Genomic DNA, 13,228 nt, shown 5'->3' with positions numbered 1-13,228 from the left:
CCTGGGCAAGGGTAGCCAGTGAGGATCGCCGTCACCGGGGCCGGCGGCGTGCTCGGCCGGGGCCTCACGTCCCGCCTGCTCAGCGAGGGCCACGACGTCATCGGAATCGCCCGCCATCGGCCCGAAAGCTGGCCGAGCGCAGCCGGATTCGTCGCCGCCGACGTCCGGGACGCCGCGGCGGTCAACCGCGCGCTGGCCGGTGCGGAGGTCGTCGCCCACTTCGCTTGGGCGCATGACGATCGGGCCGGGCGGCAAGTCAACGTCGACGGCACCCGCAACGTCCTGGCGGCGGCGGCCGAGACCGGGGCCCGGAGAATCGTTTTCGCGTCGTCGCCGCGCGTTTATGGCGGCGGCGACGCGCCGAAGACCGAGCACGACCCGAAAGCGCCGGTCGGCGCCGACGGCGAAGACAAGGCGCGGGCCGAACGGATGCTCGAGGAATCGGGTCTGGAATGGGTCACGGTCCGTTCCGCGCTGATTCTCGGCCGGGGCGTCGACAACTGGGTGCGCCGGCTGCTGGCGCTGCCGGCCTTCCCCGATGGGGCGGTCGACCGACTCATGCAGGTCGTCCACCTCGACGACGCGCTTCGGTTATTCTGCCGGGCAATCGTGGACGGCGAAATCGGCAGCGGCGCGGTCAATCTCGCAGCTCCCGGTGAACTGACCTTCCGGCGCATCGCCGCGGCACTCGGACGCCCGATCGTGCCGTTGGGCGTTGAATCGGCCGGGCTGAAGCTGGTGCGCGGCGCCCCGTTCATGGATACCGCGCGGTTGCGCGAGCAGTGGGACTTTCGCCCGGCGTGGAACTCCGCCGAGTGCGTCGAGGATTTCGCGCTCGCGGTACGCGGTCGGATCACGCTGGGCAGGCGGGTGATATCGCTGCCGTGGCGCATGACCTTCATCGCGGACCTGCCCGCTGTCGACGCGCCGAGCGAAGACGGCGTGAAGCCCGAATGGGCCGGCCCACCGGGGGATAACGGGGAGTTCGACACCCCGATCGACCCGCGCTTTCCGACGTTTCTGGCGACCAATTTGTCGGAGGCACTGCCCGGCCCGTTCTCGCCGGCGTCGGCCTCGGTGACCGTGCGCGGTCTGCGCGCCGGCGGCGTGGCCATAGCCGAGCGGCTGCGCCCCGGCGGCATCATCCAGCGCGAGATCGCGATGCGCACTGTCGCGGTGTTCGCCAATCGACTCTACGGCGCAATCACCTCCGCGCACTTCATGGCCGAAACCGTGCCCTTTGCCAAACCCGCGACGATCGTCAGCAACAGCGGATTCTTCGGCCCCAGCATGGCGTCGTTGCCGATCTTCGGGGACGAACGTCCACGCTCCGAAACCAGCCGCATCCGACGACAACTGCGGACCGTTCGGAACATCGGGGTCTTCGGCGTCAACCTCATCGGGTTGTCCGCCGGCTCATCCAGGGACACCCACGAATTCGTGGCCGATGTCGATCGCCTGGAGCGCCTGGCCGACGACGTCACCCGGTTGGACGATCGCCGGCTGCTCAGCCTGATCTCGCTGGCGCGCGACGATGTGGTCCACGGCTGGGTGCTGGCCTCGGCGTCGTTCATGCTGTGTGCCGCGTTCAACGTCCTGCTGCGCGGTCTGTGCGGGCGTGACACCGCCGCGCCGGCGGGGCCGGAATTGGTCAGTGCCCGATCGGTCGAGGCCATGCAGCGATTGGTGGTCGCGGCGCGGCGCGACCCGAAAGTGACGGCGCTGCTTGCCGAACCGGGGGAGCGGCTGGGCAAGCTTGCGGTGGAGGCCCCGGAGTTTCACGCCGCCGTGCTGGCCGAGCTGGCGCTGATCGGGCATCGCGGCCCGGCCGAACTCGAGATGCTGTCCATCAGCTACGCCGACGATCCCGAGTTGCTCGTCCGGATGGTGACCAGGGCGATGAGCGCGCCTGAAACGCCTCAGCCGCAGCACGCCCGAATTCCGTTGCACGCCAGGCCCATTGCGCAGCTGGCGGCGCGCCAGCTCCGCGACCGCGAAGTCCGTCGCGACAAAGTGGTGCGGGCCAACTGGGTGCTGCGCAACCTGATGCGCGAGTACGGGCGCCGGTTGGTTCAGGCCCAAATGGTCGAAACCGCCGATGACGTGTTCTATCTCCTCGTCGACGAACTCGATGCGCTGCCGGCGGATGTCGGCGCGTTGGTGGCCCGGCGCCGTGCCGAGCAACGCCGGCTGGCCGGCGTGGTCCCGCCGACGGTGTTCAGCGGCAGCTGGCAACCGACCACAACCGCCACGGCGGTTCTCGCCAGCGGCGACACCCTGCGCGGGGTCGGGGTGTGCGGCGGCAAGGTTCGCGGCCGGGTGCGGATCGTGCGGCCCGAGACCATCGACGACCTGGAACCGGGCGAGATACTGGTCGCCGAGGTCACCGACGTCGGATACACCGCGGCGTTCTGCTACGCCGCGGCGGTGGTGACCGAACTCGGCGGCCCGATGTCGCATGCCGCTGTGGTGGCCCGCGAATTCGGGTTCCCTTGCGTGGTGGACGTGCAGGGAGCCACCAAGTCGCTGCCGCCCGGCGCACTCGTCGAGGTCGACGGCGCGTCGGGCGAGATCCGGGTGCTGGAAGTGGATCAACCGCTAACCGGCTGAGCCGGCGCCTCAGGGCAGGTTGGTCGACAGGAAGGTCAGCGGCAGGCCGCACACCGAAAGGTCGATTTCCTCCAGGTAATTGCCCTCGCCCTCGAAGCCTTGCCGAAAGCGGGTGATGGAGCCATAACGCTTGGCGACAGCGTCGGCTTGCGACGCCCCTTCGACCTGCAGCACCACCGTGTAGACGCCGTCGCCGTGGCTCGCCAGGAACTCGGCCACCGAGGCGGCCACCCCGGCGGTGGAGGCGGGGTGCGGGCTGATCAGCTCGATTCCCCGGTTCCAATCCAGGAGCACCCGGAGCCCCAGTTCGTCCAGGCTGATCTCGTCGAAGCTGAAGCCCAGCTCCGTGAACAGCTGACCCACGGCGTCATGTCGCTCGCGCGCGACGGCGAAGACGACGTGATGCAGGCGCGGCGACGAGTCATTCATCGGTGACCTCCAGCGGTGCTCGCGAGATGGTGATCGGCCCGGGAGAACTCCACGAGAAGGCTTGTCGGACCGCTCATGCCGAGCATCGGCTTCCACGGGGCCGGTCCGACGCGGTGGGCGTCCGGCAGCCGCTGCGCCAAAATCCGCAAACCTTCGGCCAGCTCCAGCCTCGCCAGGTTGGCGCCCAGGCAATAGTGGACGCCGCCGCCGAACGTGAGCACGGCCGGTGCCTCCGTGCGGGTGATGTCGAAGCGGTCCGGATCGGGATAGATGGCCGGATCACGATTGGCGGCAAAAGAATTCACCAGAATGTGGGTGCCGGCGGGAAACGTGTAGCCGCCCAATTCCACGTCCTCGTGCACCGTGCGGATCGTGTTGCACACCGCGGGGGAGTGGCGCATGCTCTCCTCGACCGCGGGCGCGGCGAGTTCGGGGTGCGCGCTCAACATCGCCCACTGCTCGGGGTGATCGAGGAGTACCTGCATCGAGGCGGCCAGCTGGTTGCGGGTGGTGTCCGTTCCGGCCAGCAACAGTCCGGCCACGGTCATCCGAAGTTCGTCCGCGGTGAGCCGGTCGCCTCGACGAGTCGGGTCCTCGGCGCGGATGAGATCGGAGAGTAGGTCGTCCGTCAGGCGGTGTCGTCGCTCGGCCACCATGGCATCGACATAGGCGTCGAGCTCGGCCCAGCCTTGCAGGACCACGGGCATTTCGTCGACGAGGTTCACCGAGAAGTTCACCATCTTGAAGATGGTTTCGGCCCAGTGGGAGAACTGTTCCCAGCTGCCGCGGGGAGCGCCCAGCAGTGCGCAGATGATGGGGATCGGGTACTGCCGGGCGATGTCGGTGACAACGTCACAGCGGCCGGCGCCGGCGACGCCATCGACGAGTTCGTTGACGACTGCGCCGATGGTGTTGTGCAACCGCGCGGTGGCCCGCGGTGTGAAGGCCCTCGACACCAGGCTTCGCAGGCGATGATGTTCGGCGCCCTCGGCGCAGATGATGCTGCCGACGACCCTGTCCCAGAGCGGACCTGAGGTCACGCCTTGCGCCGTCAGATGCAACCCGGGGGGAATCACGAACCGGGTGTCGCGCATGATGCTGCGGGCCAGCTCGTAGGACAGGACTTCGGGTCCGATCGGGCCGATGGCGATCGGGCCTTGCCGCTGCGCGGCCCGGATGCGAGGGTAGACCTCGTGCGGCGATTCGGTGAGGTCGTATTCGAGCGTTGGGAGACCGGCCTCGAAGACGCTGGGCGCACCGGTTGTCGCGGTCATTTCATTCACGTCCTCTCAGTTGCGTGCCAGCACTCCGCGCGGCAGGAGCAGCGGTAGGTCGTTGTAGGTGGCGATGCCGGGCGGGGCGGCGACGACGGCGGGTATCGCGGTGATCGCCGGCATGGCGGTGATGGTGAGACCCAGCATGATGTAGTCGTCCAACGTATCGCCCTGAAAGTCCGGCGGTGGAAGGAAACTCAGCGTTGTCTTGATGGTGGGTCGCCCGTGGACCTCGATGGTGTAGCCCATATCCAGCGGCCAATCGGGATCCAATGTTTGGCCCTTGCGCCAGCGCCCACGGATCTCGATGACCTCGCGGTCGCCGACGATCCCCTTCCACCGGACGTCCACGCCGGCGACGCACCCCTTTGCGATCGTCCAGTCGCCGGGAAGATGCAGGTCTTCGGTGGTCCGGGCGTATTCGACTTCGCAGCGCACGTCGTCGAGTTCGGCGCCCAGAGCTTCGGCGACCAGCAGCACGCCGTCCCGGAAGACACCCGACCCCTTCGCCGTGATGCCCGGAAGATCGGGCTGGTCGACGGGATACCCGAAGCCCATGGGTATTTCGGTGGCCGGAGAGTTGTAGACCGTCGTGTCAACGGATTCCAGCATGGAAACCTTGTCGACTCGATCCGAGAGCCCCGCCGACACGATCGCGAACAGTTGGACGAATCCCGGGTTGATGCCGCTGCCGAAGATGGTCGATCCGCCCCGCCGGCAGGCCTCGGCGATGCGATCGCGGCCCGCGCCGAGGAAGTGGCCGGTGACGAACCCGGCCGTGCCCACGACGTTGATGCCCGCAGCGAGGATGCGGACCAATTCGTCGACGTCGGCGAACATCGGGTTGTAGACCACGCAGTCGGGTTTCAGCGCGAGCAGCGCCTCGATGTCGTTGGTGGCCTTCACGTTGAGCGGTTCGATCCCGCACAGCTCGCCCACATCGCGGCCGGCCTTTTCGGGCGACCAGGCGTAACATCCGACGAGTTCCAGCGCGGGGTTGGCGGCGATCGCCCGGACCGAACTCTTGCCGACGTTGCCGGTCGTCCATTGCACCACCCGGTATGTCACGGGTGCGCCGAATGCCGTTGGGCCTCCTGGCGGGCGATCCGGTCGTTGTGGATCTTGACGAGTTCGCGGAACCCGAGCCGGTGATACTTCGGTATCGGCTGGATGCCCCAGACGTCCTGCGCGGTGGCCTTCCCCTCGGCGCCCTCCGGCGGCCCGAACGGCGGGTACGGATACTTGCATTCCAGGGTGTCGTTCGAGTAGCGAATCTTGAGCAGCTCGCTGCAGATCTGGGTGAGGCTGAGCGTGGGGTAACCGTAATAGACCGCCATGAACGGCAACGTGAAAGCGCCTTCGATGACCAGTGCCACCAGGCACACCAAGACGGCGCGCTTGATCCATTTGTGCATGCGCGCGTAGTACGGCGTGGTCCCCGGCTCGAGATCCGTAGCCGGCTGCTGTTCTTCGGATGTGGCGGTCATCGCAGGCGCTCCTTGAGCTAGTCGGTGAAGATCTCTCGGTTGACGGTGTGCAGATAGGGGATGGCGAGGAAGGGGGTGATGTAAAAGATGTCGTAGAGCCACCAGCCGACGACGGGGAATACGACGCCGGCGTAACGCACGTCGGCGAACATGGTCATGTTGAACACGTAGGCGCACCAGATCACCACGCCCATCCAGCAGGTGACCACCATCCACTGATGGCCCCACCGCTTCATCTGCAGGAACCCGATCGCAGCGGCCACCCGCATGGAGAACACCGTGAGGATCAACCCGGCCACATAGGCCTTCTCGCCCGGCCCCGCCGCACCGCCGACCCAGAGTTCGTTGTAATGCCAAAAGTAGCCGGCATCAAACATGTTGCCCCACCCGACCATCAGAACCCGATTGATCAGCGTGTGGTTGGCGACCAGGTCCAGGGCCCAGCCGAGGCTGTTGAGCATGCCGTCGATCAGGACCAGATAACCGATCAGGGTCACGATCATGGGCCGGACGGACAGGCCCGCGCGCAGCGCTTGCCGCTGCAGCCACACCCCGCGCATGAAGATGGGAAATCCGATCAGACCGGGGGCCCACATGCCCATCAACGCGGCGCCGACGATCATCCACTTGTCGGCGCGGCGCTGCGCCCGGTGGGACTCATCGTGGTGATCGTCCAGGCCGACCGAGCTAACTGGTTGCTCGACAACAGGTTTCACAAGTCCCACCACCCACGGGCGAACGACATGTACAGCTGAATGCCGAACATCACCAGCAAGTAGCCGTAGATGAAGATCTGGAAGACGATCAGCGCCCTCTTGCGCTTCTCCTCCTGTCGGTCCATGCCGTCAGCTCCTTTCCTAGGGCCGTGCACCCGGGGCGTCGGTGGTGGCCAGGCTGGCCGCCGCGACTTCGCGTAGACCGTCGGTGACCGCGCCGTCGGTGCTCAGCGGCGCGAGTATGCACGCTTCGGCCGCATCCAGTTCGGTTGCGCCGGCGGTGATCAGGTGACCCGCCGTGACCAACACCCTGGTCGACGGCGGCTCGAAGTGAAATGCTTCGTCGGCGGTGCGGATCGCGACCGCGCAGTCGACCAGGCGCCGAGCCGTGGCCGGCGGAACGCCGGCTTCGGCGACAATCACTTCGGCCTCGCGCTCGGGCGGCAGGTATGTCATCGCGAGCGTGACAAACCGTTGGCGGAACGACGGTTTGAGCTCCTTGAGCGAGCTGCGATATGCGGGGTTGTACGAACACACCAGCATGAACTCCCCGGGCGCCGTCACCACTTCGCCGGCCCGGTCGAGGAACAGCGATCGCCGGTGATCGGTGAGCGAGTGCAGGATGGCCAGCGAGTCGTGGCGGGCCTCGACGACTTCGTCCAGGTAGCAGATCGCGCCGGCCTTGACCGCCCGGGTCAGCGGGCCGTCGGTCCACACCACGTCACCGCCGGTCACCATGAAGCGGCCGACCAGGTCGGAACTGGTCAGGTCGTCGTGGCAACTGATGGTGACGACCGGTCGTTGCAACAGCAGCCCCATGTGCTCGACGAACCGCGTCTTGCCGCAACCGGTCGGTCCGGTGAGCATCACGGGCATGCGCTGGCGGAAGGCCTGTTCGAACAACTCGACCTCGTTGCCGTTCGCGAAATAACCATCGACGGCGCTCATGCGGCAACCAGTTCACGATGAACGTGAGCCAACACCCGCGGCAGCTCCTCGATGCGCCTGATCCGCTGAGAACGCCTGGGCCCGAACACCTCCGGCAGCGGATCGACCCGGGTTGGTCCGACGCCGACGTAATACACCGACACCCCGGCGTCGTTGGCCTCCTCGACGGCGTGCGCGGCATCCGCCCATGCGTAGCGGCCCTCGTAGCCCTCATCGGAAATCAGCCCGTCGCCGATGACGATCAGCAGGCGCCGCTCGGAGGCCTGTGCGAGGAGCCGGTTGGTCAAGTGGCGCAGCGGCGCGCCGAGCCTGGTGTATCCGCGGGTGGACAGCCCGAGCCCGCTCGGCACCACCAATCGGCGGTCCTCGAAGTCCTTCAGGCACTGGACTTCGACCCGGTGGCGGGTATTGCCGGTGAAGACGAACACACCGTGCCGTTCGTGCGCGAGCGTCATGGCGCGGGAAAGCGCGTCGGCGCATGCCAATTCCAGTTCGAAGACGCGCCCGCCGTGCACCCCCAGCGACGAACTGCCGTCGAGCAGCACGGCCGTGGTGACGTCGCGGCCGCTGGGCAGCAACTCACGGAAGATCTTCGGCTCCTTGGCCTCGCCGGTGGTCAGGTCGATGTAATGGTTGACGTATTGGTCGACATCGAGATCGGAGCCGTCTTCGCGGCGGTTTGTCATCGCGCGATGCGTGTGCTCTTCGAACCACTTGCGTACGTCAACGGCGATGGGCACCGGGCGGGCAGCGCGCCGGACGTCCGCACGCTCGAGCACCGCCACGTGATCGCGCATGAAGCGCCGGGTCCACATGTTCCATTCGGGGTAGGGGATCCCGGGCCGGTGTTCGGGGGTGACGTCGAAATCGTTGTCCTGCGGGCGGCTCGGTGGCGGCAGGTTCGGGTTGCGGACGCCCCCGTCGCCGCCGACGGGAACCGAGTACGGTCGCGGAAGGCGCTTTTGCGTTGTGGTCCATGGCATCCGGCCGAAGCTGCGCCGTAACCGGTCGGCTAGCCCCCGCGGCATCGTGTGGGCGAGCGGCAGATGGCCCAGCAGCGGATGAATCGTCAAGGCTCCCCCCGTGGCCGCCAACGCAATCGCGCGCTCCAGCATCTGTTCGGCGGGCGTATCGCCGGGTTCGGGATGCAGTTCGGGGAGCAGCCGTTGGAGGTCGGGTAGCAGGCCCGGCCACCTCTCGGCGGTCCAGCCGAGCGCGACTGCGGCCTCGACCAGAGTGAGCGCGCGCAATTCCCGGGCGGATAATTCGTTCAGGCGATATCCCAGGATGCGTTCCTTCGACGGCGAACATTGCAGGGCGACACCGCATGTCAGGTCCCGGCGGGTCCAGTCGGGGGCGGGATAGGGGAGATGAACGAACGTGAGCGCCGCGTTCAAACCGAAGCTTCGCCGTTCCCCGGTGACGAGGCGGGCGCCCTCGCGACGTCGCTCGCTGAGCGCGACCGCCGCCACCGAGCAGCTCCGCTCCAGCGCCATCGCGGGTGAATCGTCAGCCATGGGCCAGCTTTCGTTCGGTTCGGCGGTCCGGTCCACCGGTTAGAACGTGCCGATGTTGGAGAACAGCCAATACCAGAACCAGATGATCAGCCCGGTGCCGCCCCACGCGGCGACATAGCGCAGGATCTCCCACAGATAAGCCACGATCCGACCTCCTTTGTGACGTAATCGAATTCAGCCAGCGCATGTCAGTCGGAGAACAGTTCTCGGTTGACGGTGTGCAGGTACGGGATGGCGAGGAACGGGGTGATGTAGAAGATGTCGTAGAGCCACCAGCCCACGACCGGCAGCACGACGCCGGCGAAGCGCACGTCGGCGAACATGGTCATGTTGAACACGTAGCCGATCCAGATCACCACGCCCATCCAGCACGTGACCACCATCCACTGATGCCCCCAGCGCTTCATCTGCAGGAAGCCGATTGCCGCGGCGATGCGCATCGTGAACACGGTCAGGATGAGCCCGACTTCCCAGGCCTTTTCGCCCGGACCGGCCGCGCCGCCCACCCACAGTTCGTTGTAGTGCCAGAAATATCCGGCGTCGAACATGTTGCCCCAGCCGTTGAGCAACACGCGGGCCAGCAGGGTATGGTTCGCCACCAGGTCGAGCGCCCAACCGACGGTGTTGATGGCGGCGTCGATGATGACCAGGTAGCCGAGCAATGTGACCAGCATCGGTCGCACCGAGAGGCCATCCCGGTGGGCCCGGCGCAACAACCGGACCCCCCAGAGGAACAGGGGCAACCCGAAGATGCCCAGGGCCGCGGTGCCGATCAGCAGGCTGCCGGAGATCAACCACTTGTCGGCCTGACGCTGCGCGCGTTGTGAGCGCTCCAGGTGTTCATCGAGTGCCAGCCCCGGCGGTGTAGGGCCGGTTGGGCGGGGCGCCGTGCCAACGCCCGGATCGCGCTGGTGCAGCTTGGGCAGATTCACGAATCCTCCCCGTCATCGTTGGTCGGCTCGTGCACTATAACAGGCTGACTACAGTCAGCAATAGCGCCCGTTGCGCAGCTGCCCCTGTCTCGGCGGAGGTGGCGCCCCGGGCGCGAACGTCGACTGAAATATGGCGGTCTGGCGCCGAACCGCACCGACGGCGCCGGACGGCCGAGGCCAGCTACAGGCGTGAGGCTACTGACGAGAGTCAGGTTTCGGGTCGTTGACACACCGTTCGCGCGGCGCCTACGCTCAGCGAGCGCTCGGCGATGCCATTGAGCCGCAACCGGATTGGGGCGGACACTACCACTACCGCATCGTGATCGAGGGTGATGAGCCCACCGAACTGATCCTGCAGGCGCCCGGGGATCCGAGCGGCAATTACCCCAAGCCCGGCTACACCTGGACAGCGATGGGTCCGGCGAACACCGTTCCCGCGGTATGCGAGGCCGCCCCGGGCTTTTTGACCCACAAGGAGCTCGGCTTGGTGCCGCTGCTCGGTTTGGTGCGGTAGTGGCGAAAGGCCCTGCCGGTCAGGGCTTTAGGCTGCGCAATGACCGGGCGACATAGTCCTCGAGCAGCGCGTGCCCGGTCGGCCAGTGGTTGGTGGTGATCAACAGGGCATAGAGCCCCAGCAGGAAGAACACCGCGCTGTTCATCGGATCGACGAGCGGATCTGTTTCGCCGCGCTCCTGAGCCTGCGCGATCTCCTGGGCGACCAAGACGATCAACGGGTGATCCCGGCCATCCTCGGTTTGCGGTCGCGTCTGGGAGAAATGCAGCGCGAGAAAGTCATTGAACAGCCGATCGCCCAGCCGGCGCTCCAAGCCAACGACCAAGCGGACCGCCTCGTTCAGCGCAGAAGCGAGATCATGCTTGGACTTCAGGAATTGCGCGAACTGCTTGGCGATCCGCTCCTCTTCGCGGCGTTCCAGCTCGAGGAGCACATGCTCCTTTGTGGGGAAGTGAAAGAAGAAGGTTCCGTGGGCAACCCCCGCGGCGGCCACGATCGTGCTGACGTCGGCCTCGGCCATCCCAGCCCTGGCGAACTCCGCGATCGCGGCGCCCATCAGGCGCTCCCTGGTCTGCAGACGCTTCGCCTCGCGTGCCGACAGCCGATCGGTGACAGCCATTTCGTTCCTCACGGTTGACCTGACTCATACAGGAGTTTCGAGGCTAGTCAGCCCATTATGCCGCGTCCCGGCCAGAAAGGCTTGCACAACTTGGTCATTGTTGGGCCACCTCCGTCACCCGCGATCACAACAGCGGATTTTCATTGACTTTAGTCAGTATCATTCATAGATTGAACGACGCACAGCACACCCAGGATCGAAGGGGTCCGGCATGGCATTGGAGCAGTTCCGGCTGGACGGACAGGTCGCGATCGTCACGGGCGCCGGAAAGGGCGTCGGGGCGGGCATCGCCCGGGTATTGGCGGAGGCCGGGGTCACCGTAGTCGGTACCGCGCGCACCGAGGCGGACATCGTCGGCACGGTTGCGGGGATCGAGGCCGCCGGCGGCAAGGGACTGGCTCTGGTTGCCGACGCGATGAGCCGGCCGGATGGAGAACGGGTCGTCAACACGGCGATGGAGCGCTTCGGCCGCATCGACATTCTGGTCAACAACGTCGGTGGGTCGACGTACGCGCGGTTCCTGGATATCACCGACGAAGACTTCCGGCGCACCTTCGACTGGTGCGTGACGTCGGCCTTCATCATGAGCCAGCTCGTCGCCCCGCACATGCTCAGTGCCGGACACGGTTCCATCATCAACATCTCGTCGGGCTCTGCGCGCTTCGGGATCCGTGCGCTGACCGCCTATTGCGTCGCGAAGGGTGGCCTCGAGGCGCTAACCCGCGCGATGGCACAGGAACTCGCGCCGAAGATTCGCGTCAATGCCATCGCCCTGGGTTCATTCGCCACCGACGGGCTGAAGGGCAGCCTGGACCTGATGCCCGGGTCGCTGGAGAAGATGCAAGAGGCCACGCCCCTGCATCGGCTGGGCGACGTCGAGGATCTCGGTCGCTTGGCGGTGTATCTGTGCACACGCGATTGTTACGCGACGAACGCGACCTTCCACGTGGACGGCGGCATCGACTCGAACAATTCACCTTTGCCGATACCCGATTACTGACCTGCGTTGCGCGAACGCGTCATGATGGGGCGTCGGCACCGCTGGAAGGACGAAGTACCGTGCGCAGAGTCATTCAATTCTCCACCGGGAATGTGGGCCGGCACTCGTTGCGGGCCATCATCGGCCGGCCGGACCTCGAACTCGTCGGCGTGCACGCCGCGAGCCCCGAGAAGGTTGGCCAGGACGCGGCGCGGCTGTGCGGACTGGACGAACCGACCGGGATCATCGCCACCGACGACGTCGACGCCCTCGTGGCTCTCGGCGCCGACTGCGTGGTGTACACGTCTCAAGGCGAAACTCGGCCGATGGAGGCTATCGAACAGATGGCCAAATTCCTTGCGGCCGGCACCAACGTCGTCGGCACCTCAATGGTCTGGCTGGTCACGCCCCGCCATGCCGACGACTGGCTGCGCGAGCCGTTGGAGCGTGCCTGCGCGGCCGGCAACACCTCGCTCTACATCAACGGCATCGACCCCGGCTTCTCCGGCGACACCCTGGTCCATTCGGCGGTCAGCCTGACGACACGGGTCGAGTCAATCACCGTGCAGGAGATCTTCGACTACGGAAACTATGACGACGCCGAGTTCACCGGCGCCGCAATGGGATTCGGTACGACGCCAGACGACGACTCGCCGATGATGTTCCTCCCCGGGGTGATCGTGTCGATGTGGGGCGGTCAGGTCCGCAGCCTGGCGGACAATCTCGACATCAAGCTGGACGACGTGCGCCAGCGCGTCGAACCGTGGTACACGCCGGAACGAATCGAATGCACGATGATGACGGTGGAGCCGGGGCAGATGGCCGCGGTGCGCTTTGCCACCGAGGGCGTGATCGATGACAAGCCGGTGATCACCCTCGAGCACGTGACCAGACTTACCCAGACCGCGGCGCCCGACTGGGAGTTCCCGCCCGATGGGCACACCGGTGTGCACCGCGTCGTCGTGGAGGGCGAACCCAGAGTCGAGATCAACACACACGTCACGCATCCGGTGCTGGATTCCACTGACGCCGGCTGCATCTCGACGGCGGGCCGTGCCGTCAACGCGATCGACTGGGTGTGCCGCGCGCCCCGAGGACTGGTCGCGGTGGAGGACATCCCGCTGTCGTCGACGATGCGCGGCCTGATGTGGAACGAGCGGTAGCCGGGTGACCTCGAGCCATGGACGCGTTGCCGGTAAACGC

Annotated in this window: 14 protein-coding genes; 4 read left to right on the top strand and 10 right to left on the bottom strand. The window is 66.4% G+C overall.

Going from position 1 to position 13,228, the window contains the following annotated elements; genetic code table 11:
• The first annotated feature begins 18 nt into the window (after positions 1-18).
• On the top strand, positions 19-2,610 hold the full coding sequence (locus WU80_RS03015; protein WP_055399456.1) for a sugar epimerase family protein: 2,592 nt from the start codon (positions 19-21) through the stop codon (positions 2,608-2,610).
• Between the two features lie 9 nt (positions 2,611-2,619).
• On the opposite strand, the gene WU80_RS03010 is transcribed toward WU80_RS03015, so the two are convergent.
• From WU80_RS03010 to WU80_RS02975, 9 genes are all read right to left on the bottom strand, one after another.
• On the bottom strand, positions 2,620-3,039 hold the full coding sequence (locus WU80_RS03010; RefSeq protein WP_055399459.1) for a hypothetical protein: 420 nt from the start codon (positions 3,037-3,039) through the stop codon (positions 2,620-2,622).
• Positions 3,036-4,313: a cytochrome P450 gene (locus tag WU80_RS03005; protein ID WP_055399461.1), complete on the bottom strand. Its 1,278-nt coding sequence runs from the start codon at positions 4,311-4,313 to the stop codon at positions 3,036-3,038. Before WU80_RS03005 ends, WU80_RS03010 begins: the two co-directional genes overlap by 4 nt.
• Before the next feature lie 15 nt (positions 4,314-4,328).
• On the bottom strand, positions 4,329-5,381 hold the full coding sequence (locus WU80_RS03000) for a dihydrodipicolinate reductase (RefSeq protein ID WP_055399463.1): 1,053 nt from the start codon (positions 5,379-5,381) through the stop codon (positions 4,329-4,331).
• Positions 5,378-5,800: a hypothetical protein gene (locus WU80_RS02995; RefSeq protein WP_055399465.1), complete on the bottom strand. Its 423-nt coding sequence runs from the start codon at positions 5,798-5,800 to the stop codon at positions 5,378-5,380. Before WU80_RS02995 ends, WU80_RS03000 begins: the two co-directional genes overlap by 4 nt.
• A 17-nt stretch (positions 5,801-5,817) precedes the next feature.
• Positions 5,818-6,423, bottom strand: coding sequence for a hypothetical protein (locus WU80_RS02990; protein ID WP_231633728.1), 606 nt, complete (start codon positions 6,421-6,423; stop codon positions 5,818-5,820).
• An 89-nt stretch (positions 6,424-6,512) separates the two neighbouring features.
• On the bottom strand, positions 6,513-6,641 hold the full coding sequence (locus WU80_RS26535; RefSeq protein WP_255353594.1) for a hypothetical protein: 129 nt from the start codon (positions 6,639-6,641) through the stop codon (positions 6,513-6,515).
• 16 nt (positions 6,642-6,657) lie between these two features.
• Complete coding sequence (locus WU80_RS02985; RefSeq protein ID WP_055399468.1) at positions 6,658-7,464, bottom strand: CbbQ/NirQ/NorQ/GpvN family protein; 807 nt, start codon at positions 7,462-7,464, stop codon at positions 6,658-6,660.
• A complete protein-coding gene (locus tag WU80_RS02980) occupies positions 7,461-8,981 on the bottom strand; it encodes a nitric oxide reductase activation protein NorD (protein ID WP_055399508.1) in 1,521 nt (506 codons plus the stop codon). The genes WU80_RS02985 and WU80_RS02980 overlap by 4 nt, the downstream gene beginning before the upstream one ends.
• Before the next feature lie 188 nt (positions 8,982-9,169).
• On the bottom strand, positions 9,170-9,898 hold the full coding sequence (locus WU80_RS02975; protein ID WP_369808483.1) for a hypothetical protein: 729 nt from the start codon (positions 9,896-9,898) through the stop codon (positions 9,170-9,172).
• A 238-nt stretch (positions 9,899-10,136) separates the two neighbouring features.
• On the opposite strand from WU80_RS02975, the gene WU80_RS02970 reads away from it, so the two are divergent.
• Positions 10,137-10,427, top strand: coding sequence for a hypothetical protein (locus WU80_RS02970; RefSeq protein WP_055399470.1), 291 nt, complete (start codon positions 10,137-10,139; stop codon positions 10,425-10,427).
• 19 nt (positions 10,428-10,446) lie between these two features.
• Here the strand turns inward: WU80_RS02970 and WU80_RS02965 are convergent, their stop codons facing one another.
• Positions 10,447-11,046: a TetR/AcrR family transcriptional regulator gene (locus WU80_RS02965; protein ID WP_055399472.1), complete on the bottom strand. Its 600-nt coding sequence runs from the start codon at positions 11,044-11,046 to the stop codon at positions 10,447-10,449.
• Between the two features lie 211 nt (positions 11,047-11,257).
• Between WU80_RS02965 and WU80_RS02960 the strand changes: the two genes are divergently transcribed.
• Together WU80_RS02960 and WU80_RS02955 are read left to right on the top strand one after the other, a co-directional pair.
• Entirely contained in the window at positions 11,258-12,046 is a 789-nt protein-coding gene (locus tag WU80_RS02960) for an SDR family NAD(P)-dependent oxidoreductase (protein WP_055399474.1), read from the top strand.
• A gap of 59 nt (positions 12,047-12,105) precedes the next feature.
• Positions 12,106-13,188 carry a dihydrodipicolinate reductase gene (locus WU80_RS02955; protein WP_055399476.1) on the top strand — a complete coding sequence of 361 codons (1,083 nt, stop codon included), beginning with the start codon at positions 12,106-12,108 and terminating at the stop codon, positions 13,186-13,188.
• Positions 13,189-13,228: the final 40 nt, after the last annotated feature.

It is taken from the genome of Mycobacterium sp. UM_11, assembly GCF_001414075.1.
In the GTDB taxonomy this organism is placed as follows: Bacteria; Actinomycetota; Actinomycetes; order Mycobacteriales; family Mycobacteriaceae; genus Mycobacterium.
Note: the sequence above shows the minus strand (reverse complement) of the source record. Positions and strands in the feature narration are given on the sequence as shown.